This window comes from Deltaproteobacteria bacterium (assembly GCA_005879795.1).
GTDB lineage: Bacteria > Desulfobacterota > Binatia > DP-6 > DP-6 > DP-6.
Genome location: VBKJ01000201.1, coordinates 1 through 26,043, shown reverse-complemented (window position 1 = coordinate 26,043; position 26,043 = coordinate 1). Strand labels below are relative to the sequence as shown.

The 26,043-nt window shown below is 69.3% G+C and carries 25 protein-coding genes; 15 read left to right on the top strand and 10 right to left on the bottom strand.

What is annotated here, in order from left to right:
* Nucleotides 1-155 precede the first annotated feature (155 nt).
* The 5 genes from E6J59_17135 to E6J59_17115 form a co-directional block, all read right to left on the bottom strand.
* A complete protein-coding gene (locus E6J59_17135) occupies nucleotides 156-959 on the bottom strand; it encodes a hypothetical protein (protein ID TMB17248.1) in 804 nt (267 codons plus the stop codon).
* Nucleotides 960-1,598: 639 nt separating this feature from the next.
* Nucleotides 1,599-2,180 (bottom strand): DNA-3-methyladenine glycosylase I, encoded by a 582-nt coding sequence (locus E6J59_17130; GenBank protein ID TMB17247.1) that lies wholly within the window; start codon nucleotides 2,178-2,180, stop codon nucleotides 1,599-1,601.
* 95 nt (nucleotides 2,181-2,275) lie between these two features.
* Nucleotides 2,276-2,743: a GFA family protein gene (locus tag E6J59_17125; protein ID TMB17249.1), complete on the bottom strand. Its 468-nt coding sequence runs from the start codon at nucleotides 2,741-2,743 to the stop codon at nucleotides 2,276-2,278.
* A gap of 177 nt (nucleotides 2,744-2,920) precedes the next feature.
* Complete coding sequence (locus tag E6J59_17120; GenBank protein ID TMB17246.1) at nucleotides 2,921-3,175, bottom strand: hypothetical protein; 255 nt, start codon at nucleotides 3,173-3,175, stop codon at nucleotides 2,921-2,923.
* Between the two features lie 11 nt (nucleotides 3,176-3,186).
* Nucleotides 3,187-3,774 (bottom strand): TetR/AcrR family transcriptional regulator, encoded by a 588-nt coding sequence (locus E6J59_17115; GenBank protein TMB17245.1) that lies wholly within the window; start codon nucleotides 3,772-3,774, stop codon nucleotides 3,187-3,189.
* A gap of 243 nt (nucleotides 3,775-4,017) precedes the next feature.
* On the opposite strand from E6J59_17115, the gene E6J59_17110 reads away from it, so the two are divergent.
* Complete coding sequence (locus E6J59_17110; GenBank protein ID TMB17244.1) at nucleotides 4,018-7,620, top strand: hypothetical protein; 3,603 nt, start codon at nucleotides 4,018-4,020, stop codon at nucleotides 7,618-7,620.
* Nucleotides 7,621-7,745: 125 nt separating this feature from the next.
* Here E6J59_17110 and E6J59_17105 read toward each other — a convergent pair whose 3' ends face one another.
* Together E6J59_17105 and E6J59_17100 are read right to left on the bottom strand one after the other, a co-directional pair.
* A complete protein-coding gene (locus E6J59_17105) occupies nucleotides 7,746-9,221 on the bottom strand; it encodes a hypothetical protein (GenBank protein ID TMB17243.1) in 1,476 nt (491 codons plus the stop codon).
* 90 nt (nucleotides 9,222-9,311) lie between these two features.
* Nucleotides 9,312-9,998 (bottom strand): hypothetical protein, encoded by a 687-nt coding sequence (locus tag E6J59_17100; GenBank protein ID TMB17242.1) that lies wholly within the window; start codon nucleotides 9,996-9,998, stop codon nucleotides 9,312-9,314.
* 48 nt (nucleotides 9,999-10,046) lie between these two features.
* Here E6J59_17100 and E6J59_17095 point away from each other — a divergent pair, with 48 nt between their 5' ends.
* From E6J59_17095 to nuoB, 7 genes are read left to right on the top strand one after another with little or no spacing between them, the layout of a single operon-like run.
* On the top strand, nucleotides 10,047-10,748 hold the full coding sequence (locus E6J59_17095) for a helix-turn-helix domain-containing protein (GenBank protein TMB17241.1): 702 nt from the start codon (nucleotides 10,047-10,049) through the stop codon (nucleotides 10,746-10,748).
* A gap of 6 nt (nucleotides 10,749-10,754) precedes the next feature.
* A complete protein-coding gene (locus tag E6J59_17090; protein ID TMB17240.1) occupies nucleotides 10,755-12,728 on the top strand; it encodes an oxidoreductase in 1,974 nt (657 codons plus the stop codon).
* Entirely contained in the window at nucleotides 12,725-13,636 is a 912-nt protein-coding gene (locus E6J59_17085) for a hydrogenase (GenBank protein TMB17239.1), read from the top strand. Before E6J59_17090 ends, E6J59_17085 begins: the two co-directional genes overlap by 4 nt.
* The gene (locus E6J59_17080) at nucleotides 13,633-14,295 is read left to right on the top strand and encodes a hydrogenase (protein TMB17238.1); all 663 of its coding nucleotides are present in this window, start codon (nucleotides 13,633-13,635) and stop codon (nucleotides 14,293-14,295) included. The genes E6J59_17085 and E6J59_17080 overlap by 4 nt, the downstream gene beginning before the upstream one ends.
* Complete coding sequence (locus E6J59_17075; protein ID TMB17237.1) at nucleotides 14,292-15,761, top strand: NADH dehydrogenase FAD-containing subunit; 1,470 nt, start codon at nucleotides 14,292-14,294, stop codon at nucleotides 15,759-15,761. Before E6J59_17080 ends, E6J59_17075 begins: the two co-directional genes overlap by 4 nt.
* On the top strand, nucleotides 15,758-17,275 hold the full coding sequence (locus E6J59_17070) for a hydrogenase (GenBank protein ID TMB17236.1): 1,518 nt from the start codon (nucleotides 15,758-15,760) through the stop codon (nucleotides 17,273-17,275). The genes E6J59_17075 and E6J59_17070 overlap by 4 nt, the downstream gene beginning before the upstream one ends.
* Nucleotides 17,276-17,284: 9 nt before the next feature.
* A complete protein-coding gene (gene nuoB, locus E6J59_17065; GenBank protein TMB17235.1) occupies nucleotides 17,285-18,079 on the top strand; it encodes an NADH-quinone oxidoreductase subunit NuoB in 795 nt (264 codons plus the stop codon).
* Here the strand turns inward: nuoB and E6J59_17060 are convergent.
* The 3 genes from E6J59_17060 to E6J59_17050 form a co-directional block, all read right to left on the bottom strand.
* The gene (locus E6J59_17060; GenBank protein ID TMB17234.1) at nucleotides 18,069-19,196 is read right to left on the bottom strand and encodes a 5'-methylthioadenosine/S-adenosylhomocysteine nucleosidase; all 1,128 of its coding nucleotides are present in this window, start codon (nucleotides 19,194-19,196) and stop codon (nucleotides 18,069-18,071) included. The two genes, nuoB and E6J59_17060, sit on opposite strands and share 11 nt — an antisense overlap.
* Nucleotides 19,135-19,902, bottom strand: a complete 768-nt coding sequence (locus tag E6J59_17055) for a peptidase (GenBank protein ID TMB17233.1) — start codon at nucleotides 19,900-19,902, stop codon at nucleotides 19,135-19,137. Before E6J59_17055 ends, E6J59_17060 begins: the two co-directional genes overlap by 62 nt.
* Before the next feature lie 306 nt (nucleotides 19,903-20,208).
* Entirely contained in the window at nucleotides 20,209-20,931 is a 723-nt protein-coding gene (locus E6J59_17050) for an SDR family NAD(P)-dependent oxidoreductase (protein TMB17232.1), read from the bottom strand.
* 454 nt (nucleotides 20,932-21,385) lie between these two features.
* On the opposite strand from E6J59_17050, the gene E6J59_17045 reads away from it, so the two are divergent.
* The 7 genes from E6J59_17045 to E6J59_17015 all read left to right on the top strand — a co-directional run.
* Nucleotides 21,386-21,655: a hypothetical protein gene (locus E6J59_17045; protein ID TMB17231.1), complete on the top strand. Its 270-nt coding sequence runs from the start codon at nucleotides 21,386-21,388 to the stop codon at nucleotides 21,653-21,655.
* Nucleotides 21,656-21,700: 45 nt separating this feature from the next.
* Nucleotides 21,701-22,546 (top strand): DUF692 domain-containing protein, encoded by an 846-nt coding sequence (locus E6J59_17040; GenBank protein TMB17230.1) that lies wholly within the window; start codon nucleotides 21,701-21,703, stop codon nucleotides 22,544-22,546.
* Nucleotides 22,524-23,309: a DUF2063 domain-containing protein gene (locus E6J59_17035; protein TMB17229.1), complete on the top strand. Its 786-nt coding sequence runs from the start codon at nucleotides 22,524-22,526 to the stop codon at nucleotides 23,307-23,309. The genes E6J59_17040 and E6J59_17035 overlap by 23 nt, the downstream gene beginning before the upstream one ends.
* 4 nt (nucleotides 23,310-23,313) lie before the next feature.
* Nucleotides 23,314-23,862: a sigma-70 family RNA polymerase sigma factor gene (locus E6J59_17030; protein TMB17228.1), complete on the top strand. Its 549-nt coding sequence runs from the start codon at nucleotides 23,314-23,316 to the stop codon at nucleotides 23,860-23,862.
* On the top strand, nucleotides 23,859-24,698 hold the full coding sequence (locus E6J59_17025) for a hypothetical protein (GenBank protein ID TMB17227.1): 840 nt from the start codon (nucleotides 23,859-23,861) through the stop codon (nucleotides 24,696-24,698). Before E6J59_17030 ends, E6J59_17025 begins: the two co-directional genes overlap by 4 nt.
* 77 nt (nucleotides 24,699-24,775) lie before the next feature.
* A complete protein-coding gene (locus E6J59_17020) occupies nucleotides 24,776-25,345 on the top strand; it encodes a bacterioferritin (protein ID TMB17226.1) in 570 nt (189 codons plus the stop codon).
* A partial coding sequence (locus tag E6J59_17015; GenBank protein ID TMB17225.1) for a DUF547 domain-containing protein occupies nucleotides 25,345-26,043 on the top strand: 699 nt, incomplete at its 3' end. The genes E6J59_17020 and E6J59_17015, both read left to right, overlap by 1 nt.

Genomic DNA, 26,043 nt, shown 5'->3' with positions numbered 1-26,043 from the left:
AAGTCACACGGCCACAATGCGTACCAAGCCGCACAGAGGTTGGAAGGGCTCGGTGGCTCGCGAAGCTAGGGAAGACGGAGCCAGTGCGCAGCATTTGCCCGAACGGTCTCCTACTCGCCTGCCGCCCCTTCCGTAAAGGGCGCTGAGCCGCGGCTTCAGGGCAAGGGCGCTCCGCAGGTCGAGGCGCACGCCTTGCTCGGCTTGCATATCCCCGCACACATCCCGCTCCTGCACCTATCGCGGCGCGTGCAGCTGTTGCCGTCGTCGCACCGCGTCCCGTCGGGGCGAGTGATGTCGGTCGGGCAGTCGGGGCTCACCCCGTCACAGCTCTCCGCGACGTCGCACGCGCCCGCGGCCGGTCGGCACACGGCCCCCGCGTTCCCCGGTGCATGGCTGCACTGGCCCGCGGCGTCGCAGCGGTCGATCGTGCAGGGGTTGCCATCCTCGCAGTCGGCGTCCGCCTCGCAGCAGCCGGGGAGCGTGTGGTAAGTGCACGAGACAGTAGTGCCGCAGATCGAGAGTGGGATCTCACTGCAGGAGTCGGCCGTGCACCGTCTTCCGTCGTCGCATGCCTCGGGCGCAGCGATGTCACAGGCGCGCAGACCGGAGAAGCTCCCGTCCTCCAGGAACTGGAACCTTCCGCTCAGGGAGCCGGGAGTCGCGACGCCCATGACAGAGAGGTCGCCCTCCACCAACGACGCATCAAAGACTCCGGTGCTCGGATCTATCACGCCCGTGAGCGTGGCGAGTCCGCCAGCCACAACGAGGGTCAGGGTCGTGTCGGCCTGCGTGACGGTCCAGGTGTCGAGCCCGTCCTGGCAGAGGAGGTGCGTGTCGCACACGATGCAGACGTTCCAGGTCCCGGAGATGTCCAGGTCGGCACGCACCGGCGCCGGCCCGCCGGCCCAGACCGCCAGCGCCAGCAGCCCCCAGCCGAGTCGCCCGCGTGAGGACATCATGGGCTCACCGGTATGCCCCGATGGGCCGCTTACAGGCCGCATTGTCCGCCCCCTCCGGCTCGGGGAAGTAGAAGCCGAGCCGGTCGATCACCCTTCCGTACCCTTCGAGGAGCGGATGTAGGTGCGGGTCCAGACATAGGGCGTGCTTAAGGCAAAAGCACACGACGCAGCGACGAAAGTCGACTCTCAATAGGCTGCGAACGACCTCGCCGTCAAGAGGGTCGCGCCTAACACCTCGCGTGGCGTGGTCCTGGGATCGCCTGCGCGCGGGAGCAGATAGGCACCTCCTAGGATCGGGATGTGAGGCCCGCTGGTTGGTGTCAATGTCCGCGATGGCTCAGTACCAGATCGGCCGAGGCAACGGACGGAACCGGCCCTGGGCGCACAACCCCACCGTGGGCCGCGGAACGGCGCGCCGCGAGAGGCGGCGAGGTGCCTCAGTACAACGAGCTTCGCATCGAGCACGACCAGGGCGACGTGGAGATCGTTGTTTACAACCGCGCCATCCTGCTGTTGATGGCCGACAGCGAGGCGGTGGGGCGGATTCATCAGGTGTGCTGCCGGCTCGAAGACGTAGGCCATCGCCGGCCTGATCGCGTGCGTCCACGAGTCCGGGCCCGTCGAGTACGGGTGATTCGCTCATCCAATCCTGGCCACCTCACGCTGGCGGAAACAACCCACGACGTGGTCATTGACCATGCCGACGGCCTGCATGTGCGCGTAGATGATGGTGGAACCGACGAATCCGAAGCCACGGCGTATCAAGTCCTTACTGAAGGCGTCGGACTCGTCGGTCTTCGCTGGGATGTCCTCGACCGCTCGCGGGCGATTCTGTCGCGGGCGCCCGTCGACGAAACGCCATTGATAAGCGGCGAAACTCCCGAACTCGTCCTGCACGCGCAGGAAGGCGCGGGCGTTCTTGACCGCGGATTCAACCTTGAGCCGGTTTCGAACGATGCCCGGGTTTCCGAGGAGCTGCTCCACCTTGCGGGCATTGAAGCGCGCGACGCGCTCGGCATCGAAGCCGGCAAAGGCCTGGCGGTAGGCTTCCCGCCGCCTCAGGATCGTGATCCAGCTCAGGCCGGCCTGGGCACCTTCGAGTATCAAGAACTCGAACAGTTTCTGGTCGTCATGAACCGGGACACCCCACTCATCGTCGTGGTAGCTGACGTAGAGAGGGTCCGTTCCGCACCACCCACAGCGGGTCACCGTCCGCGCCATCGGCGGTAGCTTAGAGCCCCCCGCAGGAACTCGAGGACGCGCGCGGCGGTGAGCGCCGCGGTGGCACCACAACCACAGGCGCGCCCGCGGCCTGATCAGGTCTGCCCAGAGCGGTTGCGACGCAGCCGCTCCCTGCTCTCGGCTGACCAGACTTCCTCGATCTTATAGAACGACTTGAACGCTGGCACCTCCTCTGGAAGATCCAGCCACGGCAGTTTGCTCCTCGTGAAGATGTGAACATCGGGCCTGACCGTGTCGGGCTTGTCGAGCGTCCCGGCACGAACGAACAAGTAGTCGCCGGGCGCACCGTGATAGCGGCTCCATACGTAGGTACCGCACTTGTCGCAGAAGAACACCTCGTGATCCTTCCCGCTGCCTCCTTTGAGTGTGAATGACTTCGGACTTGCCGCATTCGTCTTCACGAATTGTTTCTCAATCCAAATGTTGATCACGAATGCGCTGCCGGTAATACGCTGGCAGTCCCGGCAGTGACAGGCATGAACAATGAGGGGATTGGCCGTCAACTTGTACCGCACAGCTGCGCACGAACAACCACCTTCCAGATTCATGAAAAACCTCCGGGTCTCACCTTGCCTATCCGTCGCCAGGTCCTCCACCTTCACTTCGAGATGATCCAGCATGGCTCCTCCCACTCCCGAATTTCGGCCGTTAGAGAGGTCCCGCCGACCGCGCCGCGCTCCACGGCGCGCCTGGCCCTGCCTCCCGGATCACGCTACGTCTCAGTGTCGGCCCCGCCACGCAGGCATGTCCGCCAGCAGGGCTTGCGCCAGGCGCGTCGCCGCGTCGGGCGTGATGCCCTGCGACTGCACGTAGTAACGAGTGTTGGTCTCGAGCACCTGCTCGTAGGGCAGCAGCTCGCCGCGGGCATCCGTGCAGTAGCGGCAGTAGGCTCGGGTGACGTCCCCCAACGCAAAGTCCTCGGGCTTCTCGAGGGGCATTCCACAGGAACCGCAGGACGGGCATTTGTCGGCCATGGTCTCTCCTTTCAGGCTTTCACCAGCGTCATGAGGTGCTGCACCAGGGCATCTCCGTGTTCCGACATCACCGAATCCCCGGTGGCGAACAGGTCTCGATTGACCAGGTAGTGGTGCACGAGGCCGATCCACGTGTTGAAGAGCAGCGGCCGCTCGAACCTGCGGGCGCGGCCCGCCTTGCGCTCCCGCTCCAGCGCCAGGAAGAGCCGCTGGGACACGGCCGCGTGCAGCATCAACAGCGTGCTGCGCACCTTCGGCGGCAGCAGCGGCGCCTCGGTCACCAGCCGCGCGTAGAAGGGCTCGAACTCGGCCAGCACGCGCAGGTGCGCCCGCAGCACGGCCCGGAGCCCCAGGTCCTGCTCCAGGGCCTGGCGGAACTCCACCCCCAACCGGCGCCCGAACTCGTCGATCACCGCGATCACCAGGTCGTCCCGCTTGGGAAAGTGCAGGAACACGACCCCGTGGGACATGCGGATCGACTTGGCGATGTCGGCGGTCGTCGTCTGCACGATCCCCTTCCGCGCGAACAGGGCCATCGCCGCATTGACCAACCGGTCCCGCGTCGCCGCCTTCTGCTCCTGCCGGGTCGCTGCCTGCATCGATCCCTCGCGGGTACTGAGTTATAACTCAGTGAGTCTAGACTCATCATACGGAGCGGAGAGATGCTGTGTCAAGGGGGCAAAGGGCCTCCGTCGCGTCGCCTGCGTCGATGCCCCTTCGGAGCTTGCGGCTGGCCGAGCCGGCCCGACAGGTCCTAGAGAGCGACCTGGTCCAGCCCGGTATCCCGTTTCCGCGGAGCGGGGCAGCGGGCGGCGACCTCGCACGGTCGAGGAGATCGTCTGATGCGAAGAGCCCTCCTCTCTGTCCTCCTCGTGCTGGTCGCGGTCACGGCGCTTGCCATCTTCCCGAGCACGCCGCCGAACGACCCCCTGTTCGCGCCGGCCACCTGCCCGCCGTCGTCCTCGTGCAACGGGCCGACGGGGCAGTGGAACCTCCTCAGCTACAACGACAACGTGCCCACGACGACGGGCGCGAGCGGCATCTCGACCGACCTTGCCTGGCAGGCCTCGACGGGCCGCCCGGACGTCGTCATCGCGGTGCTGGACTCGGGCGTGGACTACGACCACGAGGATCTGCGCCACAAGATCTGGCTCAACCGCGGCGAGCTGCCCGTGCCCAGCGGTCCCTGCTGCCACGCGCCGGCCGCCGACCCCTGGGACTGCAACAACGACGGCGTCTTCAACGTCGTCGACTACTCGTGCGACGCGCGCGTCACCGATTTCAACGGCGACGGCGCGGTCGACCGCGGCGACTTGCGCGTCTTCGCCGACGGCGTCGACAACGACGGCGACGGCTACGTCGACGACCTTTCGGGCTGGGACGCCAACGACAACGACGGCGACGAGTTCGACCACCGCTACTTCGGGCACGGTACGGGGCGGGCGGGCATTGTCGCCCCCGAGACCGACAACACGCTCGGGGTGGCCGGCGTCTGCCCGCGCTGCCCGCTCATGAACGTGCGCATCGACAACACCTTCGTGTGCTCGAGCGAGGGCGTCACCAGGGGAGCGATCTTCGCCGTCGACCACGGCGCGCGGGTGATCAACATGTCGCTTGGCTGCACCACGGCCTCGCGCATGCTGCGCGGCGCCTTCGATTACGCGACGCGGAAGAACGTGCTCGCGGTCAACGCGATGGCGAACGAGTTCTCCTTCCACCACAACTTCATGGCGGTGTTCGACGACGTGATGGGGATCGGCGCCGTCACGCCGAACAGCCGCAACGGCACCACCACGTGGCTCCAGAAGGCGAACTTCTCGAACTACGGTGCGCACATGGATGTGCTGGGTCCGACCGACGTGCCGGGGGCGTCGATGGGCCTCCTCTCCAGCGGCCTCCCCGACCACGCCCACTACGACAATACCGCCAGCGGCACGTCGTCGTCGACGCCGCACGCGGCGGGCGTGGCGGCGCTCATCTTCTCGCGCGCACACGACCTGATCGCCTCGGGCGAGCTGCCCGTCGACCGACTGGCGCTCAAGGACATCTCCGCGCAGGAGGTCCGCCAGATCATCGACCGGACCGCCGACGACATCACGGTGACCGACGGCACCGCCTATCCGGTCTCGAGCGGCTGGGACCGGTGGACGGGCTACGGCCGCATCAATGCCCAGAGGGCGGTCGACCAGGTGTGGGTGACCACTATCCCGCCGGAGGCCGACATCAACACCCCGGACTGGTACACGCTGGTGGACGGGCAGGTCAACGTCCAATTCTATGCCAACGCGCGCTGGGCCCCGAGGTTCGGCTACTCGCTCGAGGTCGCCCAGGGCGTCGAGCCGACGAGTTTCACGACGCTCGCCACGGCAAGCGGCATCGCCTCGGACCCCGGCCTCTCCTCGGCCGATCTCGTGAGCAACTTCACAGCGTCGTGGAACACGACGGCGCTCTCGAACGGGCTCTACACGCTGCGGCTCCGGGTCACTGACAACCGCGGGAACCAGGGCGAGGACCGCATGGCGGTCTGGGTCCGCCATCACGACCAGGACGACCAGCCGGGCTTCCCGCGGCATTTCGACGGGTCGCTCGAGACGCTGTCGGTGGCGACGGTCGACCTCGACGGCGACAACAAGCTCGAAATCATCTTCGGGGACGGCAACGGCGAGGTGCACGCCGTGCGCTCCGACGGGACCGATCTCCCCGGCTTCCCGGTCCACACCGACCTGCCGGCCGGCCTCCCGCTCACCAAGTCCGATGCCTTCGTGCAGAATCTCGTGCCGCTCTCCTACGCGGCGATCATCGGGGGCGTAGCGGTCGCGGACCTCGACCGCGACGGCCAGCAGGAGATCGTGACCGCGGCCGACGACGGAAAGGTGTATTGCTGGCATGCCGACGCGACGCCCTGCGCGGGCTTCCCGGTAGCGACCGACCCCGGGACGAGCCGCGACCCCTACGGGACGCACGCCCAGATCCCGAAGAATCACCCCGAGGGCATAGGCGCCGTGCCCGCCCTCGGGGACCTCGACGGCGACGGCAAGCTCGAGATCGTGGTCGGGGCCATCGACCAGAAGCTCTACGTCTGGCACGCCAACGGAACCCGAATGGCGCCCTTCCCGATCCAGGTCTTCGATTCCTCGTCCGCGTCCGGCGTGGACGCGTTCGCACCGCGCGCGATCATCTCGAGCGCGGCGATCGCCGACGTGGACAACGACGGCACGAACGAGATCGTCATCGGCACCGATGAGACGTACTCCTCGCCGCAACCGCCGCCCGGCGGTGTCGGCGGCTCGGGGCGCGCCTACGTCATCAAGCCGAACGGCACGATCGCGCCGGGCTGGCCGGTGAAGCCGACGTCGATCAATCCGAACGCCGTGCCGCTGGTGGCGCAGGGCGTGGTGACCTCGCCGGTGGTGGCCGACCTCGACGGCAACGGCACGAAGGAGATCGCGCTCGGCTGCTTCCTCGGCGACGCGACGATCTACAACGCCGACGGCTCGACGTTGCGGACCCTGCAGGGCACGTTCGGCGCCACCGGAGCCGGCAGCGACGCGGAGGAGACCACGCCGGAGGGCGGCCTCGCGCGGTCGTCCGATCAGCCGGGCCACTTCTACGTCGCGCAGGGCGCCTTCGCCGACATCGATGGCGACGGGAGGCTCGACTACTTCGCCGGCGAGGTCGGCAACGGCCTGCTCGCGCTCGCCGCCGGCGACGGCCCCCGCATCATCTTCGACCACCTGCTGTCGGGGTGGGACGCGACCACGGGAACGCCGAAGCCGGGCTTCCCGCGCGTGATCGAGGATTGGCAGTTCTTCAACGGGCCGGCGGTGGCGGAGATCAGCGGGGACGCGCTGCCGGAGGTCATCGAGTCGAGCGGCGGGTTCTTCGTGCACGCCTTCGACGCGGCGGGGTTCGAGCCCGCGGGGTGGCCGAAGCTCACGGGCCACTGGCAGACGTCGACCCCCTCGATTGGCGACCTCGACGACGACGGCAGGGTGGAGGTGGTGCAGACCACTCGGCTGGGCGAGCTCTTCGTGTGGCGGACCGCCGGCGCGACCTGCCAGGCAGACCAGTGGCGGAAGTTCCGCCACGACGAGTGGAACACGGGGAGCTTCGGCGCCGACACGCGTCGCCCGGCGCGCATCACCAATCTCCGTGCCTGTGGCAACGTCACGCTTCGCTGGACGGCGGTCGGGGACGACGGCCGTTGCGGTACCGCGACCGCCTACGAGCTGCGTGCCTCCGCTACGCCCATCACGCCCGCCAACTTCGCGAGCGCCACGCCGGTCGCGATCGCACCACCAGCGCCGGCAGGAACGGCGGAGTCACGGACGTTCCAACCGCCCTCCGGCGCCGTCTACTTCGCGCTCCGCGCCGTGGACGAGGCAGGCAACGCGGGACCTCTGGCGACCGTCGCGGCGACGGGTAGCCCGTGCGGCTGCGCGTGAGCGCCGGGAAGCCGTAGCCGCTAGCGCCCCGTCCCGAACCCGGGGCGCCGCCGCCCTCACCCGCCGCCGCCGTCACCTGCAGAAACGCCTCGCCACGGTCGCCTCTTGCGCCACCGTCGGGGTCTTCAGTGAAGGGGAAACGCCGGGATGTCAGTGCTCATCAGCGAGCTGCGCGCGCCGAAGCTGAACCTCAACGAAATCCCTGCGAACAACTCGTTGAACTGCGGACTCCGTTCGACATGTGCAAGTCCACCCAATGACCAATGATCGGTCAAGCGGTAAACGGCGTCGACCTCGCTGTCGAAATCGGGGCTATCCTTCCTGGCCGTGGCGGTGCGTCCGCTGCCCTCGCTCGAGGGGAAGACGGGAACCCCCCCTTCCCGGCTATGCTGCCAGCCGGGGGACACGCTGCCGCGGACCACGAGGTCCCGTGCTTCGAGACTGAGGAAGTTCACCCCGATGCCGATCCTGTGGAGGCTCTGTGGGCTGTAGTAGCCGCCGTTCCCCAATGTGAATCCGCTCTGGTTGTGGTCGAACCGCTCGAAGCTGTATTCGGGGCCGACCGTGAAAGAATCAAACTTGGGGAGTTTCAGATCGTAAGAGAGGCTCAGCTCGGCGGCGGTATGCACGTTGTCGGCGACATCCTTTCCCGTCCTGACGCCCAACGAAGCCATGGCAGCGGCATCCCAGCGTTCGGTAATCGAATATGACGCGCTCCCTTTGCCGTCAGTCTCGACGACCCGGCCGAAACCCCTCCCGGTCGTCGGGTCGATGATGCCGGTATAGGACAGGATCGATTCCATGACGGACTCTCGGGATGCGTCAGCAGATAGCTCTATGCGGTCACCGAGCCGTCCGGTAGCCCCTGCATGGCCTCGTACCGTGGGGGAGAGGATGCCATTGAGCGGCGTGGTGCCCAGCTCGACAAAGGGCGATACGGCACCCTCGCGATACCAACCGACGCTTGGCTCCACTCCCGCGTCGAGCCGGGTTGTTGGACGAAACAGTCGTTCCTCGGAACTTCCGATGGCCTCATCTTCCCTTGGCGTCCCGGATTCGAGAGACAGGACGTGAACTCCGAGGCGAAACACATCCTCACCCCGGCTGGCTGAGGCCGATGCGATGGCAGACCATTGTTCCAGGCGGCTGGTCCCTTTGGTGCCGCTCTTCGAGCGCCACGCCATGCCGACAGTCATGCTCGGCGTGTCGATCCCCTTCAGCGATGCATATCGATCCGGAGCAAGGTGGAACGCCGTAAGGAAGCGCTTGTTCCTGTAGGCCTCCTCGCTTCTTTGGTGCGGATCGCCCCCCTCCTCGTCATCATTGCCCGCAGCTCCCCGATTCCCTTGAAGCGGGGCGCCAGCCCCTTCCCCATCCTGCGGCTGCCGCCCGGTCATGCTCATTGTGCATCCGGAGGTGATGGCAGCAAGGAGCAACACTGCTGTGCACCTCGGAGAACGTCGGCCACTTCCCGAACCGTTCCTGTTCGCACCCCGGATTGCCGACGCCACGCTCAGTCTTGGCGTCCGGCTGAAAAGTTCTGCTCCGCCTTTCGAGAACGAAGCGGCCTCGGCTTTCTCCCGCTTACCGTCCGGATCCATTCGGCCGCCAGAGCACGGCGGGGCTGGCGGCCGCGGCGCTGCAATCCGGGGGGAGGTTGCCGGCGATGGCGGTCGACGGCGCGAGCGTTGTCACGTGGTGCTCGTCGCGATGGTCGTGCTCGTAGTTGACGTGGTGGTCGACCCCGCGCCCGTCACCGACACGCTGCACCCCGCTCCCGTCGCCGGGAGGATCGCCACGGAGTTGGTGTCAAAGAGGGTCTTCACCGTGAGGCCGATGGCCGTGGTCGCGCTCGCGGTCGCGGCGACATCGAAGGTGATCATGGCGACGCTCACGACGCCCGTCGGCGACGTGAGACTCGCGCTCTGGAAGGCCGAGAGGTTGGTCGTCCCCGGCGTCGGCGTATTCGTCCTCGGGTTGCCCGAGAAGTCGGCCGCACTTCCCCCCGCGACCGACACGAGCGTCAGGACGGCAGGATCGTACATGACGGCGATCGAATAGGCGCCGAGCGGCGTCGTCCCGACGTCGATCGCGACCTCGATCCCGAGCTGCCGGCCGGCATGCGCCGTCGCCGGACAGCCGAGAGTCGCGTGCGCCGCCCCGCTCTCCGCCGGCAGACCGCCGACCGCGATGCCGAGCGTCAGAACCACCCCCAGGGTCGTCACCAGGGCGCGCATGTCTCGGCCTCCTTCTCTGTTGGTGCAGCCGCCACCCACCCCGAGGTCGATGACGAGGTCCTCAGGGGCATCCAAACGGGTTGCAGATGAAGGCGCAACTGTGTTGCGGGCGCTGTCGCCGTTCACATCGCAGTTTGACATGTCCGGACCTGTCCACTACGAGCCACGGCTGGGCAACCCAAGGGACGAATGCAGCTCACTGTCCGCGACGTCTCGACGCTCCTGAGCGTCTCCGAGAAGACCATCTACAGGTGGGTGAAGCAGGGCGTCCTGCCTGCGTATCGCGTCAACGAGCAGTATCGCTTCAACCGCGCGGAACTTCTCGAGTGGGCGACGTCGCGGCGGATGAACGTCTCGGCGGCCCTCTTCGAGGAACCCGAGAGCAACGCGACGCCGATCCCCGGCCTGCTCGAAGCCCTGCGGGTCGGCGGCATCTTCTACCGGCTGGGCGGTACCGACAAGGAATCCGTTCTCCGCGCGGTCGTCGAGCACCTGCGTCTCCCGGAGGAGGTCGATCGGGAGTTCCTGCTGCGCGTGCTCCTGGCCCGGGAGGCCCTGCAGTCCACCGGCATAGGGGACGGCATCGCCATCCCTCACGTGCGGAACCCGATCGTCCTTCACGTGCCTCGTCCCGTGGTGACGTTGTGCTTCCTCGAGAAGCCGATCGACTTCGGCGCCCTGGACGGGAAGCCCGTGCACGTGCTGTTCACGCTGATCAGCCCGACCGTCCGCGCCCATCTGCGGTTGCTCTCACGGCTCTCCTTTGCGCTCCACGACCCCGGTTTCAAGGAGGCGGTGATCCGCCAGGCTTCGCGTGAAGAAGTGCTGCGCGAGTGCGAGCGGGTCGAGGAAGGTCTCGGACGCGCTTCGGCGATCGACGGGGCGGGATAGGTGCTCTTGTTCCTTCTTGCCCTCGGGTTGCTCGTCGGGGGCGCGCTCGGCGCGCTCGTCGCGCAGCGGTCCGCACGCTGGGCGACGGCTCTCGGGGTCGGCGGCGCGGTGACGGGATGCGTGGCAGGCCTGATTCCCGCGAGCCGCATCCTCCTGGGCGAGCCCAGCCAGTCGCTCCGGATGACGTGGCAGGTTCCCTATGGTGCGTTCTTCGTGCAGATCGACGCACTGTCCGCTTTCTTCCTGCTGCCGATGTTCGGGCTGTCGGCGCTCGCGGCCGTGTACGGCGCCGAGTACATGGTCGCGCATCGTGGCGAGAGATCGCCCGCCGCGTCGTGGTTCTTCTTCGATCTGCTGGTCGCCAGCATGGCGATGGTCGTGGTGGCCCGGAACGCGGTGCTGTTCCTCGTCGCCTGGGAGATGATGGCGCTGGCGTCCTTCTTCCTCGTCACGTACGAGGACGACGAGGAGAGCGTCCGCCAGGCCGGCTGGACCTATCTGGTCGCGACACACCTGGGGACGGCGTGGCTGCTGGTGTTGTTCATCCTGCTCGGGCGAGGCACGGGCTCGCTCGATTTCGACCGCTTCGGAGCGGCTTCCGGCGGCGGACTGCTCTTCATCCTCGCCGTCGTCGGGTTCGGCACCAAGGCCGGGTTCATGCCCTTCCACGTGTGGCTCCCCGAAGCCCACCCCGCGGCGCCCTCGCACGTGTCGGCGGTGATGTCGGGCGTCATGATCAAAACGGGCATCTACGGCCTCCTCCGGACACTCACCTTTCTCGGGCCTCTTCCCTGGTGGGCCGGGTGGCTGCTCGTCGCGGTGGGCGTGACGTCCGGCGTGTTTGGGGTCCTCCTCGCGCTCGCGCAGTCTGATCTGAAACGGTTGCTCGCGTACAGCAGCGTCGAGAACATCGGCATCATTGCGCTGGGCCTCGGCCTGGGGCTCGTGGGAATGCACGTGGGCTCCCCCGCCCTCGCGGTGCTCGGTTTCGGGGGCGGCCTCCTCCACGTCGTCAATCACGCCGTCTTCAAGGGGCTCCTCTTCCTCGGGGCGGGCGCCGTGCTCCACAGCGCGCGGACGCGAACGATCGAGGAGCTCGGCGGGCTGCTCGGACGGATGCCGTGGACCGGGATCGCCTTCCTCACCGGAGCCGTGGCCGTCGCGGGCCTGCCGCCCCTCAACGGATTCGCGAGCGAATTCCTGATCTACCTCGGGGCATTCGAGGGCGCGACATCGCTCGGCAATGCCGGAGCGGTCCCGGCACTCGTGGTCATCGCGGGGTTGGCGATGATCGGGGGCCTCGCCGCCGCATGCTTCACCAAGGCTTTTGGCGTGGCCTTTCTCGGTGAGCCGCGCAGCGAGCACGCGGCCCACGCCCGCGAGGTCGGACCGGCCATGCGGCTGCCGATGCAGCTTCTCGCGGCCGCCTGCGTCGTCATCGGAGTGGCCTCGCCGGCGCTCGTTGGGGCGCTCGCGCCGGTGCTCACCGAGGTGACGGGCCTGCCCTCTGCGAGCGTGCAGGCGCAGGTGATGCAGACCGCCGGACCCCTCGGCTCGGTCACCGGGTGCGCTCTGGGATTGCTTGCGCTCGTGGTGGTCGTCCTGAGTCTGCGTGGGCGGCTGCTCGGGGGCCGGCCGGTGGGAGAAGTGGTCACCTGGGACTGCGGGTACCTCCAGCCGTCGCCGAGGATGCAGTACACCGCCTCGTCGTTCGCCCAGCCGCTGACGGACCTTTTCGGGCTCCTCCTCGGCACTCGCCAACGGCTCTCGCGACCAGAGGGGTTCTTCCCGGAGGCCGCTTCCCTCTCGACGGAGACCCCGGACATCTGCCGCGAGCGCGTCTACCGGCCCATCTTCAGCGGACTCGGCAGAGGCCTGTTCGCGTTCCGGTGGCTCCAGCATGGCCGCGTCCAGCTCTACATCCTCTACATCGCCCTCACTCTCCTCGCTCTCCTCCTGTGGAAGCTCGGAGAGGCATGAGCGTCCCGTCCCTGCTCCCCGCGGCGCTCGCGCTCGGCCTCGCCCCGCTGCTCGTCGGTGTCATCACCCGGACGAAGGCAGTCATCGCGGGGCGCGTCGGCCAGCCGCTCCTTCAGCCGTACCGCGACTTGCGGAAGCTGATGCGAAAGGGAGCCGTGTACAGCCGTACGACCACCTGGGTCTTCCGCGCCGGACCGGTCGTGGGGCTCGCCGCCACCGTGCTTGCGTCGGCGCTCGTCCCCTACGGCGGCTCGTTCGCGCTCGTGTCCTTCCCGGGCGATCTGTTCGTGTTTGCGTACCTCCTTGCCCTGACCCGCTTCTTCACGGTCATCGCTGCGCTCGACACCGGCTCGAGCTTCGAGGGCATGGGCGCCAGCCGCGAGGTGACATTCTCGGCCCTGGCCGAGCCGACGCTGCTGCTCGGCCTGGCGGCCGTCGCGCGGACGACGGGGAGCCTGTCGCTGTCGCCGATTCTCTCCAGGGTGACGGTCGAGGTCTGGGCGCAGGCCGCCCCGGCCCTCGCGCTCGTGGCCGCGGCCTTTCTGGTCGTCTTCCTGGTCGAGAACGGGCGCATCCCGGTGGACGACCCGGCGACGCACCTCGAGCTCACGATGATCCACGAGGTCATGATCCTCGACCACGGCGGCCCGGACCTCGCATTCATTCTGTATGCGGCTGCCGTGAAGCTCTGGCTGCTCGGCACGCTGCTGATCGGCGTCGTCCTTCCCGTCCACAGCGACAACAGGTGGCTCGATAGCGCCGCCGCGACGGTCGCCATGCTGGCTCTGGGCGTCCTGACCGGCCTCATCGAGTCGTCGATGGCACGCCTGCGCCTCGTGCGCGTTCCGAACCTGCTCGTCGGCGCAGGCGTCCTGTCCGTGCTCGCGCTTCTGCTCGTCCTGAGGTGAGGAGGGTGAACGACGTGGTCGAGATGGTCCTCATCTGCATCGTCCTCACCAACTTCGCGCTCCTGGGCTCGAGCCGGCTCAGCGCCTGTATCCGGCTCGTCGCTCTCCAGGGCGTCCTTCTCGGGTTCTTGACGCTGCTGGCACGCGAGAGCGCCCTTTCCGTTCGTGCCCCGGTCCTGGCACTGACCAGCACGGGGCTGAAGGGCGTCGCCTTTCCCTGGCTGCTGTCGCGGGCGCTCCGCGATGCCGACGTGCGGCGCGAGGTCGAGCCCTTCGTCGGCCACAGCCTGTCACTGCTCCTCGGCACGCTGGCGCTCGCCGCCTCCCTCTGGCTGGCCGCCCGCCTTCCGCAGCCGAATCCCGCGCTCTCGCCCCTCGTGGTCCCGGTCGCATTCTTCACGATCCTGATGGGGCTCTTCCTCATCGTCAGCCGGAAGACAGCCCTCAGCCAGGTGCTCGGCTACCTCGTGCTGGAGAACGGCATCTACGCCTTCGGGGTAGGAGTCGTGGAGGGTACACCGATGCTGGTCGAGCTCGGGGTGCTTCTGGACCTCCTCGTCGCGGTCCTGGTGATGGGCATCGTCGTGTTCCACATCGGCCGGGAGTTCGATCACATCGACACCGATCAACTGACCGTCCTCAGGGACTGGGACCGATGATCCCCGCCCTGCTGCTGATCCCGACGCTGGCGGGCCTCGTCGCGTATTTCGTGCGGGCGAATGCCCCTCGCCGGATGCTTCTGGTCCTGGCCGGTGTCGCCCACGCAACCCTCACCGGGGCGACCTGGGTCGCCGAGCCAGCCCCGTGGTGGGGCGGCTGGCTCGGGCTCGACGGACTCGGGCGACTGTTCCTGAGCATCACGAGCGTGCTCTTCCTCGCAGCTGCCGTCTACGCCGCCGCGTACCTGCGCCGCGAGATGCCCGGAGGGCGCGAGGACTTCGAGGAGGGCTTCCTCTTCGACAATGCGCCGGAGGCCACGTTCACCGCCTGCTTGCTGCTGTTCCTGGCCGCGATGACGCTGGTGACCACGAGCCAGGCGTTCGGACTCCTGTGGATCGCCGTGGAGGCCACCACGCTGGCGAGCGCGCCCTTGATCTACTTCCACCGACACCATCGCTCCCTCGAAGCGACGTGGAAGTACCTGCTCATCTGCTCGGTCGGGATCGCGCTCGCGCTGCTCGGGAATTTCTTCCTTGCCGTCGCGGCGTCGGGCCACGGCATCACGTCCGTCGGCCTCGTCCTACCCGACCTGCTGCACGGCGCGAGCGATCTCCGCGTCGCGTGGCTCAGAGCGGCGTTCCTCCTCTTCCTGGTCGGCTACGGTACCAAGGTGGGGCTCGCCCCCCTGCACACGTGGCTCCCCGACGCCCACAGCGAAGCGCCCTCGGTGGTGTCGGCGTTGCTCTCGGGCGCGCTCCTCAACTGCGCGCTCCTCGGCATCATGAGAGCGCAGCAGGTGTGCGCGGCGGCCGGGCAGGCGGCGTTCGGTCAGGGACTGCTGATCGGGTTCGGGCTGCTCTCGATGGCGGTGGCGGCCGTCTTCATTCCAGGTCAGAGCGACTACAAGCGGATGCTCGCCTACTCGAGCGTCGAGCACATGGGCATCTTGACGCTGGGCCTCGGCCTGGGAGGAGCCGCCACGTTCGGCAGCATGCTCCACGCCGTGAACCATTCGCTCACGAAGGCGGCGCTGTTCCTGGTGGCGGGGAACATCCTGGCGGCCTACCGGTCGAAGTCGGCGGACGACGTCCGCGGCGTGCTGCGGACCCTCCCCGTGTCGGGAGTCGTCTGGGTGGCTGCTCTCTTCGCGATCACGGGGTCTCCACCCTTCGGTTCCTTCACGAGTGAGCTCACGATTCTCAAGGCGGCCCTGGACCAGGGGCGCGCCACGGTGGCGATCACGTATCTGGCCCTCCTGGCCGTCATCTTCGTGGGCATGGCCACCGCGGTGCTAGGGATGGCGCAGGGCGCGCCGAACGATGCGCGGGTCCCCACCGCCCGGAGGGAGCCCCTCCTGAGCGTCGCGCCGGCCGTCGCGCTCGTCGGAGTGGTTCTCCTCCTTGGTCTCTACATTCCACCGGTCGTGCGCTCCGCCATCGAGAGTGCGGCGAGCGCCCTGGGATGATGCGGGTGCTCTCCCTCCGCAACGCCGAGGTAGCGCATCTGCGGGACGTCCCCGTGCTCACGGCCGGTGACTTCCGCAACGCCGTCCTCGCCGGCGTCCGCGATGGAGCCCGCATCGCCGCGCTCTTCGGACACCCGCTCGAGGGCGACGACGTCCACCTGATCGCGGTGCTGGCGCACGGGAACGAGGGAATCCTGTCCGTCTGCTCCATGCTCGTCGGCGAGGCGTATCCGGCGCTCACGCCCGACTGCCCCCAGGCACACTGGTTCGAGCGGGAGGTGGCCGAGCAGTGCGGCGTTCGGCCGCTCGGCCACCCCTGGTTGAAGCGCATCCGCTTCCATCGCTCCTACCGCGCGGGGCACGATGCGTGGCCGCTCGTGGATGGCCAGTCGCCTCGTCCGGGCGTCGAGGACTTCTTCCGGGTCGGAGGTGAGGAGGTGCACGAGGTCGGCGTCGGCCCGGTGCACGCCGGGATCATCGAGCCCGGCCACTTCCGCTTCCAGTGCCACGGGGAGCACGTGCTCCACCTGGAGGTGTCGCTCGGCTACCAGCACCGCGGTGTGGAGCGGGCGTTGGTCGGGGGCCCGAACAAGCGCACCGTCCACTACATGGAGACGCTCGCGGGCGACACCTCGGTCGGCCACACGACGGCGTACTGCCAGGCGCTCGAAGGCCTGGGCGGGGTCCGGGTGCCGGCACGGGCGGAGGTGCTGCGTGCCGTCGCCCTGGAGCTCGAACGCCTCGCCAACCACACCGGCGACCTGGGCGCTCTGGCGGGCGACGTGGGTTATCTCCCGACCGCATCGTACTGCGGCCGGCTCCGTGGCGAGTTTCTCAACATGACCGCGCTCCTGTGTGGGAGTCGCTTCGGTCGCGGCATGGTCAGACCAGGGGGCGTCGGGTTCGACGTGGACGCGCCGCGCGCGGCCGAGCTGCTCGAGAGGCTCGAGCGCACGATGACGGATGTGACGAGCGCCGTCGGGCTCCTCTGGGACGAGCCCTCCGTCCAGGCGCGGTTCGAGGAGACGGGGCCGCTGTCCCGGGCGGCGTGCGAGCAGCTCGGGTTGGTCGGGCTCGTCGCGCGGGCGTGCGGGCTCCAGCGCGACGTCCGTCACGAGTTCCCCTCCGGCCTCTTCCGCTTCTCGCAGGTCCCGCTGTCCACGTGGCACACGGGGGACGTCTTCGCGCGCGCGTACGTCCGGTGGCTGGAGATCCAGCGGTCGGCGGCGTTCGTGAGGGAGCAGCTCACGGTGCTACCCGATGGGCCGACGCGCGCCGCGCTCGGGCCCGCTCGGGCGGACGGGCTGGTGGTCGGGCTCGTCGAAGGATGGCGCGGAGAGATCTGTCACGTGGCCATGACCGACGGTCGCGGGCGCCTGGCGCGCTACAAGGTCGTGGATCCTTCCTTCCACAACTGGATGGGCCTCGCGATCGCGCTCCGCGGGCAGCAGATCTCGGACTTTCCGCTCTGCAACAAGAGCTTCAACCTGTCGTACTGTGGCCATGACCTCTGAGGCGCGGTCGTGCTGAAGGCGGTCGTCGCGCGCCTGCGGCAGGGGCATCGGACGATCGCGTACCCGGACGCGGAGCCCCTGCTGCCGGACCGGTTCCGGGGCCGCCCCCGGCTCGATGAGGCGAAGTGTCGCGCCGGTTGCGCGGCCTGTATCGACGCGTGTCCGACCGACGCCATCCGGAGCGACGGTGGGGGACTGCGGCTCGACCTGGGGCGCTGCCTCTTCTGCACCGCATGTGTCGAGGCGTGCCCGGAGGGCGCGATCGTCTACGGCCGGGACCACCGGCTCGGGACCCGGACGCGCCAGGACCTCATCCTTGGGGGAGAGGCGTTCCGTCTGGCCACGGCGCTGGACGAGGAGAGCCGGCGCATCTTCGGGCGGTCACTCAAGCTGCGTCAGGTGAGCGCGGGCGGCTGCAACGGGTGCGAAGCGGACGTGAACGTGCTGAACACGATCGTGTTCGACCTGGGTCGGTTCGGCATCCAGTTCGTCGCCTCTCCGCGCCACGCCGACGGGCTGCTCATCACCGGGCCCGTGACCGAGAACATGAAGCTCGCGCTCAGGAAGACCTACGATGCGGTGCCGCCGCCCAAGCTCGTGATCGCGGTGGGGGCGTGCGCCATCGCCGGCGGGCCGTTCGTCGGCCACCCCGAGGTCCACAACGGGGCGGAAGCCGTCCTGCCCGTCGATCTCTACGTTCCCGGGTGTCCCCCGCATCCCGTGACGATCCTCGACGCCCTGTTGCGGCTGCTGGGCAGGATCACGGACGCGGAAGAGACCTGTCCACGGGCGCTCAGCGAATGAGCCCGGCCCGAGGAGCCGGTTCGACGCCGTCCATCCGCACCCGCGCCTCGGCCCGCAGGCGCGCGGCGGCGCGTCGCCAGCGGCGATGCGCGAGGAGCCGGCAAATGCGGCGAGCAGAGGGATCGCCCGCGATCCTGCTCAGCCGGGCGAGGAAGGCGCGTGTGACGAGCGACGCGTTCTCGGCCGCCAGGCGATAGTAGTCGAAGAACTGCGCCGGGAACCCCCGGTCGCCGAGCGGGTCGCCAGCGCCGTCGGAGACGGCGCGGACGCCGAGGAAGGGGACACGGTGCCGGGCAGCGACCCGCGCTACGGCGGCGGTCTCCATGTCCTGGACTTCCTGGTCCGTCGCGACGGCCGGACGCGGCGTGACGCGCGCGCCCAACGCCGGCGCCCCGGGCAGCTCGCAGCCGAATACCTCACCACCCCCGGGCACGCACGGGAACGGCTGCCCGGATGGGTCGTTGGTCTGCCCCCGTTGGCCGAAGATGACCAGCGGATCGTCCCGCAGGCACACCGTCGCGGCATCGGGAGACGTCGGTGGAACGCGGGTGCACCTCTGGAGCGGCGCCGGCAAGGCATCTGCGGCCCGCCGCGCGAGCTCGACCAGCGCCGGGTTCGCTCGGAAGACGCGCCCGCCGCTCTCCTCGACCCACTGGGCGGCGACCACCACGTCGCCGATGCGATAACGGCTTCCGGCCACTCCGCTCACGATGATCCCGGCAGGTTCGAAGCTCCGGATCACGCTGGCGGTCGTGGTCGCGGCGTTCACCATGCCGATCCCGGCCAGGCCGAGCACGACGCGCACCCCTTCGAGCCGAGCGAGGTGATACCGGCGTCCGTCGGCCTCCACGGTCGTCTCGATCTCGGCGGCGGCCACCAGCGGCGCCAGCTCCGCGGGAAAGGCGGAGAGCACGGCGAGGCGCGACTCCGCCGCCCCCTCGGCGGCGGCCGCGCACAGCCTTCGGCCCGAAGCCGTCACCGCCGCCGCCGTCGCGGCCGACGCGGTGACGCCCGCAAGCAGGATGGCCGCGAAGCGCCGTCGCCGGGCCGGGTGGCTAGAAGTTCTCCTCACGCCGGATCGTCCAGAAGTCGTCCGATAGGCCGCGGTTGCCGAGATACTCGTAGGGTATTGTGAAGTAGCCTTTCAAGCCCCACCCGCTCCCCCACGAATTGCGGACGAGGAAGCGCTTCTGCGCGTCGTCGTACCCCACCGCCAGCACCGCATGCCCGCCGAGGACCCTCTCCGTTGGCCTCGGCATCGGCACCACACCGGTCCTGGCGACCTGGTCGGACTCGAAGCTCTCGTAGACCGTGAAGCCGAAGACGAACGGATATCCCTCCGCCAGGCACGCCCGCATCTCGTCGACCGTCTGCAGGCGCGCGTACGCGGTGACCTGATGATTGGCCCCTTCCTTGTAGCACGCCGGGCTCGGCCTGACGGCGAACTTCGAGATCACGTACGGCCACTTCTTCTCCGAGCAGACACCCTGCTTCACGAGTGTCTTGATCCCGTCGCGAAGCATGGCGCCCGCATCCTCGCGGACGCTGTGCTCGATCACGCGCTCGTTGTAGTAGATGAAGAGCCGACTCACGTTCACCAGGGGGAGCCGGTTCTTCTTCTCCAGGAACTCCACCGCGCCGGCGAGCGAATTGCCCGTGCAGCTGCCGAGGTCTCCTTGATTTTCGACCGCCGAGCAGAGGTGGCGCAGGTCAACGGACCGTGGCAGCTGGGCCGGTACCTTGCGCACGACGCCGTAGAGTGTGTCGCGATTGTCCGGCAGGTCGGGCACCCACCCGTAGCCGAGCTTCAGCCCGGTCTCCATGCGTCGTGCCCCTCTCTTCGGTGCCGCCATCACCGTCCTCCTTGCCCAACGTCGCCGCCTCCGCCGGCCGTGCCCGCGCTGGAGGCGCCGAGCAGGGCTGTCACGCCAGGGGGTCCACCAGCGTCTCCTTGATGAGGATGCGCTGAAAGACGAACTTCTCGTAGGCCGCCGCCACCCGCGTCCCATCGACGATCAGCAGATTTTCATCGTTGCGCTTCTCGGCGGCGCGGGTCCAGTTGAAACTGCGGTGCAGATCGTCTTGGCGTCGAAGATACCCACCTTGTTGTGCATCAACGCGGTCCCATGTCAGAACTTCTCCTTGAACGGACGTACGTCGAGCTCGTGGCTCCAGGCGCTCGGATCCTGATGGGCGAGGTACCAGAAGGCATCCGCGATCGCGGAGGGCTTCAGCAGGTCCTCGTCCTCGAGATGGGTCAGGAACTGCCTGACCACGGGCATGTCGATCGCGCCATCGACGTTGACGTACGCGACGTGAATCCCCTGCGGATGAAGATCGCGGGACATCACCTGTGCCAGCCCACGCACGGCGAACTTGGCGGGCGCAAAGGCGGCTGACGACGGCCCCGGCTTGACGCCCGCGGTCGCACCCGTGATCAGGATCGCTCCCTGTCGGCGGGCCAGCATCTCGGGGACGACCTGGCGCGCCCACAGGAACGCGCCAAATGCATGCACACGCCAGGTCGCCTCGAACACCTCGGGAGCGGTGTCGAGCAGCGTTCCGAAGGGGCGTCGGCCGCCATTGTAGATGAGCACCTCCGGAGCCCCGAGTACGCGGCGTATCTCTTCGTGCGCGGCCGAGACCTGTTCCGGGATCGTCGCGTCGCTCCGTAGCGGGAGCGCGACTCCGCCTGCCGACCTGATCTCCTCTGCGACCGTGCGGGTGACATCGGCGCTCCTGGCGACGAGTGCGACGCTGTAGCCTTGCGCGAATCGGCGGGCAAGGGCCGCGCCCAGCCCAGCGCCGACTCCCACCACGACGGCGACACGCTTGCTTGCAGGTTCGGTCATCGGTCGGTCCTCTCGCGTCCGCGGACGTTCTCCGGCGCAGCTCTGATCGCCACGCCGTTCTTGCCCTTCGGTGGAGCTCCTGCTGCTTCGCCTCCGCCTCGTAGGTATACCGGCGCAGGGGCTGGTTGAAGGGGTGCCGGACCGGGGTTGCGCCGTCGACGGAGCTTGCTACCCGCTGCGGCTCGGCGCCGGTCTGGCGGAGGAGGCATCCGTTGCGCCCGGCCCGGCCCTTGGATTATGAGCGGCGTGGACCCGTCGGTCCGATGACGCCGCTCCGGCACAGAGGCTCACCCGGAAACGCCGGTAACGATCCCGTGGCCGCCGTGTTCGAGCGCGGCGCCGCTCACGAGAGATCCGGACGGCCGTGCGGCGGCGTAGGAACGGTCGACGTGGCCCGTTCGCGGCTGAGGGGCAGTCCGGACGCTACACCACACGAACCCCCAAGGAGGAGCGCATGCGAGTGAACAAGGGAGTGCTGATCGCGAGCGCGGCGGCGAGCCTGATCATGGCAGGCGCGCTCACGGCACGCGCCGACGAGAAGAAGGCGGGCGGCGATATGGTGAACTGCGCGGGCGTCAACGCCTGCAAGGGGCAGGGCTCCTGCGCCACCGCCGAGAACTCGTGCGCGGGCAAGAACGGGTGCAAGGGCAAGGGCGTCCTCGAGATGTCGGCGGCCGACTGCACCAAGAAGGGCGGCAAGGTGGCCGAGAAGGTGAAGAAGTAGGCCGGCCGGGAAGCGGGGGCGGGCGCTCGTCCCCGCTTCGTCGCGGTGCGCGACTCCTTTCCATACCTGGGTCACGGGATCGGCCTTCGCACCCCGCATTTCCCCCGTGTCCTCGACGGCACGGCGCGCGCGGACTGGTTCGAGGCGATCTCCGAGAACTTCATGATCCGCGGCGGCCGGCCGCTGGCGGTGCTGGAGCGCGTGCGCGCCGAGGCGCCGCTCGTGCTGCACGGCGTGTCGCTGTCGATCGGGTCGACCGATCCGCTGAACGAGCGCTACCTGGCCGAGCTCGCCGAGCTCGCCCGCCGCTTCGAGCCCGCCTGGGTCTCCGACCATCTGTGCTGGGGGAGCTTCGGGGGGCACTACGCGCACGACCTGCTGCCGCTGCCCTACACCGAAGAGGCGCTGGCGGCCGTCGTCGAGCGCATCGCGCGGGTGCAGGACCGCCTCGGCCGGCGCCTCCTGGTCGAGAACGTCTCGAGCTACGTCACCTTCACGCACTCGACCATGCCCGAGTGGGAGTTCCTCGCCGCCGTCGCGGAGCGCGCCGACTGCGGCCTCCTGCTCGACGTGAACAACGTCCACGTGAGCGCGGTGAACCACGGCTTCTCGGCCGAGGCATACCTGAACGGCGTCCCGCCGGCGCGCGTGGGGCAGATCCACCTGGCCGGGCACAGCGACAAGGGGACGCATCTCCTCGACACGCACGACGCGCCGGTCGCGCCCGCCGTGTGGCGTCTCTACCGTCACGCCGTCCGCCGCCTCGGGCGGGTCTCGACGCTGGTCGAGTGGGACGACCACATCCCCGAGCTGGAGGTCGTGCTCGCCGAGGCCGAGCGCGCGCGCGCGGCCGAGGCGGAGGTGCTGGGTGCCGACGCCGTCTCTGCGTGAGCTGCAGCGCGCTTTCTGGCGCTCGATCGCGAGCCAACCCGGGGCCGCGGCCGTCCTCGAGCGTGTCCTCCTGGAGACGGTTCGGCCGACGCCGACGCTCGCGCCCGCCGAGCGCGTGCACATCTACGCCGGGATGTACTTCTGGCGCATCGTGGAGGCCCTGCGCGAGGATTTCCCCAAGGTCGCGACCGTCCTCGGCGCCGACGGCTTCGCGGAGCTGGTGCGCGGGTACATCGCGGCCCACCCGTCCACCGAGCCCTCCATCCGCCACGTCGGGCGCGCGCTGCCGGACTTCCTCGGCGGGTACCAGCCCGCGTACCTGGCCGACCTCGCGCGCCTCGAGTCGATGCGGCTCCACGTCTTCGACGCGCCCGATGCCGCGCCGCTCACGGCCGCCGATCTCCGGCGCGTCGCCGTGGAGGAGTGGCCGGACCTCCGCTTCACGGTCGTGCCGGCCTGCGCACGCCTGGTGACCGCCTGGCCTGTGCATCGCCTGTGGGCCGACCCGACCACGGCGCTCGCCCCCGCGCGCAGCGCGCTCCGTGTGTGGCGTGAGGGCTTCATCGTCTTTCACGTTGCGATGGACCCAGTGGAAGAGCAGGCGTTCGACCGCCTCGTCGCGGGCGAGGCCTTCGCGGCCATCTGCGAGGGGTTCGACGATCCCGCCGCGGCCGCCGCGCTCCTCCTGCGCTGGGTCGAGGACGGCATCATCGCCGGGGCCTCGTGGGGCGGCGCAGAGCCGCCGGCCCGCCCTCGCGCCTGAGGTGATGGCGAGCCCCGGCGTCGAGCTCGTCCGTCGCATGGCTGCGGGCGACCGCGAGGCCCTCACGGCGTTCTACGATCTCTACGCCCCGCTCGCCTTCGGTCTCCTGCGCCGCATGCTGCGGGACGTGGACGACGCGGCCGAGGTGCTGCAGGAGGTCTTCTGGGAGCTCTGGCGCGCGGCCGGCGAGTACGACCCCCGGCGGGGCTCCCCCGAGGCGTGGGTGACGGTGCGGGCGCGGAGCCGGGGAATCGACCGGGTGCGCTCGGTTCGTAGAAGGGAAGAGATGTTCGTCGCCCCGACGAGGGAGACCACGGCCGCCGCACCCGCGGCCACGGGCAATCCGAGCTCCGTGGTGGAGGACCGGGAGATGGCGCGCGGGGTCCTGCGCGAGCTCCCCGCCGAGCAGCGGGAGGTGATCGAGCTCGCCTACCTGCAGGGGATGACGCAGAGCGAGATCTCCGCGCGCCTGGGTCTGCCGCTCGGCACCGTGAAGACCCGCATGCGGCTCGGCATGGAGCGGCTGCGCGCGCGGGCGGGGTCGCGGACATGAGCGCGGCGCACGAGCCGCTCGACGAGCTGGTGGCCGGGCACGTCCTCGGCGCGCTCGAGGGAGAGGACGCGAGCCGCTTCGCGGCGCATCTCGCCGCCGGCTGCACCGAGTGCGAGCGCGCCATCGTCGAGTACCAGGAAGCGCTCGCGGGCGCCGCCGCCGACGTCCGCGAGGCGCCCCCGGCCCGCGTGCGGCACGCGCTGCTCGAGCGCATCGGCGAGTCCCCAGCCCGCCGCTCGCGCGTGGGCCAGGCGCTCGGCTGGGCGGCGAGCGTGGCGCTCGCCGCGGGCATCGGCGCGGTGGTGAGCGCGAGCTGGGTGCGCGCGCGCTACGAGGTGCGCCTCGAGCAGATGGCCAGCGAGGCGGCTGGCCTGCAGGCCGAGCTCGCCGAGCAGGTGCGGACGGTCTCCGACCTGCGCCAGAGGCTCGGCGAGCAGGAGCGGACGCTCACGCTGGTGAAGGCGCAGGCGGCCGAGCAGGAGCGCACGCTCGCGCTCCTCGGCGATCCCGAGACCCGGCTCGTGACGCTCGGGGGCTTGACGCCGCACCCGCAGGCGCAGGCGCGGATCATCTGGAACGCGCATGCCGGGGGGCTCCTCGTCGCGGCCGACCTGCCCCCGCTGCCGGAGGGCAAGATCTACGAGCTGTGGGCGATCGCGGGCGGGAAGCCGCTCCCGGCTGGCCTGTTCGGCGTGGACGCCCAGGGGAAGGGCAGGCTCGCGGTCGCGCCGCTCCCGGGCGGGGCGAGCGTCGACGTCTTCGCCGTGACGCTCGAGCCGGCGGGCGGGGTCCAGTCCCCGACCGGCGCGATGTACCTCGCCTCGAAGAAGGCCTGACGTCCGGCGGCGCCCGCGCGAGGGGTTGAACCGATCCCCCGGCCGCGGTCTAAGGAGGCGCGCGAAAGGAGGACAGCATGGGCGACTTCGTTTCCGACGTGGCCGCGATCCGCCGGCGCGCGCGCCAGCACATCGAGAAGGGACCGGTGACGGAGGGCTACAAGGCCGACCTCCGGCGCGTGATCGAGGTGCTGAACGAGGTGCTTGCCACCGAGATCGTGTGCGTGCTCCGTTACAAGCGACACTACTTCACCGCCGACGGCATCAACGCCCAGCCCGTCGCGCAGGAGTTCCTGCAGCACGCCAACGAGGAGCAGCAGCACGCGGACTGGGTCGCGCAGCGCATCGTGCAGCTCGGCGGCTCGCCCAACCTGAACCCCGAGGGTCTCGCGGCGCGCAGCCACTCGCAGTACGACGAGAAGGCGTCGCTCCTCGACATGATCCGCGAGGACCTGGTCGCCGAGCGCATCGCGATCGAGTCCTACGCCGACATCGCCCGCTGGCTCGGCAACGACGATCCCACCACGCGCGTGCTGATCGAGAACATCCTGAAGATGGAGGAGGAGCACGCCGACGACCTGCGCACGCTCCTCGCCACCCTCGCGCCGCGCAAGCGCCGCGCCGGCCGCAGGCCCGCGAAGGGCTGATGCCCGAGCCATTCCGCTACGCCGCGTGGAGCGCGCTCCTCGCCGATGTCGTGACGGCCGAGGGGAAGGTCGACTACGCCCGTCTCGGCGAGCGCCGGGACCTCCTCGAGCGCTTCGTCACCGAGCTCGGCGCGGCGAGCCCCGAGAGCGACCCCGCGCGCTTCCCGACCGAGGAGGACCGCCTCGCCTACTGGCTGAACGCCTACAACGCCTTCACGCTCCACGCCATCATCGCCGAGTACCCGATCCGGTCGGTGTGGAAGACGCGCGACGGCCGGTTCTTCCAGCGCCGCCGGCACGTGGCGGGCGGTCGCGCCGTCAGCCTCGACGACATCGAGCACGAGATCCTGCGCGGCCAGTTCGCCGAGCCGCGCATCCACTTCGCCATCAACTGCGGCTCGAACGGCTGCCCCCCGATGCGCCCCGCGGCGTACGAGGGCGCGCGGCTCCGCGAGACGCTGCGCGCGGCTGCCGAGCAGTTCCTCGGCAGCGAGTGGAACTGCCGGATCGACCACGCGGCCCGGCGCGTCTTCATCTCGCGCATCTTCAAGATGTACGCCGGGGACTTCGCGGGCGAGGCCGGCACGACCGAGGAGTACCGCCGCGGTGTACTCCGCTTCGTCGCCCGGCACACCGGCGTCGCCTTCGAGCGGATCGCCGACTACGAGGTCGTCTACAACGTCTACGACTGGGGCCTG

Excerpts from the sequence above, each read along its gene's own strand:
- E6J59_17135 (TMB17248.1), bottom strand. The coding sequence starts at position 959 with ATGATGTCCTCACGCGGGCGACTCGGCTGGGGGCTGCTGGCGCTGGCG.
- E6J59_17130 (TMB17247.1), bottom strand. The coding sequence starts at position 2,180 with ATGGCGCGGACGGTGACCCGCTGTGGGTGGTGCGGAACGGACCCTCTC.
- E6J59_17120 (TMB17246.1), bottom strand. The coding sequence starts at position 3,175 with ATGGCCGACAAATGCCCGTCCTGCGGTTCCTGTGGAATGCCCCTCGAG.
- E6J59_17115 (TMB17245.1), bottom strand. The coding sequence starts at position 3,774 with ATGCAGGCAGCGACCCGGCAGGAGCAGAAGGCGGCGACGCGGGACCGG.
- E6J59_17110 (TMB17244.1), top strand. The coding sequence starts at position 4,018 with ATGCGAAGAGCCCTCCTCTCTGTCCTCCTCGTGCTGGTCGCGGTCACG.
- E6J59_17105 (TMB17243.1), bottom strand. The coding sequence starts at position 9,221 with ATGGATCCGGACGGTAAGCGGGAGAAAGCCGAGGCCGCTTCGTTCTCG.
- E6J59_17100 (TMB17242.1), bottom strand. The coding sequence starts at position 9,998 with ATGTCAAACTGCGATGTGAACGGCGACAGCGCCCGCAACACAGTTGCG.
- E6J59_17095 (TMB17241.1), top strand. The coding sequence starts at position 10,047 with ATGCAGCTCACTGTCCGCGACGTCTCGACGCTCCTGAGCGTCTCCGAG.
- E6J59_17085 (TMB17239.1), top strand. The coding sequence starts at position 12,725 with ATGAGCGTCCCGTCCCTGCTCCCCGCGGCGCTCGCGCTCGGCCTCGCC.
- E6J59_17075 (TMB17237.1), top strand. The coding sequence starts at position 14,292 with ATGATCCCCGCCCTGCTGCTGATCCCGACGCTGGCGGGCCTCGTCGCG.
- E6J59_17070 (TMB17236.1), top strand. The coding sequence starts at position 15,758 with ATGATGCGGGTGCTCTCCCTCCGCAACGCCGAGGTAGCGCATCTGCGG.
- E6J59_17055 (TMB17233.1), bottom strand. The coding sequence starts at position 19,902 with ATGGAGACCGGGCTGAAGCTCGGCTACGGGTGGGTGCCCGACCTGCCG.
- E6J59_17050 (TMB17232.1), bottom strand. The coding sequence starts at position 20,931 with ATGACCGAACCTGCAAGCAAGCGTGTCGCCGTCGTGGTGGGAGTCGGC.
- E6J59_17045 (TMB17231.1), top strand. The coding sequence starts at position 21,386 with ATGCGAGTGAACAAGGGAGTGCTGATCGCGAGCGCGGCGGCGAGCCTG.
- E6J59_17030 (TMB17228.1), top strand. The coding sequence starts at position 23,314 with ATGGCGAGCCCCGGCGTCGAGCTCGTCCGTCGCATGGCTGCGGGCGAC.
- E6J59_17025 (TMB17227.1), top strand. The coding sequence starts at position 23,859 with ATGAGCGCGGCGCACGAGCCGCTCGACGAGCTGGTGGCCGGGCACGTC.
- E6J59_17020 (TMB17226.1), top strand. The coding sequence starts at position 24,776 with ATGGGCGACTTCGTTTCCGACGTGGCCGCGATCCGCCGGCGCGCGCGC.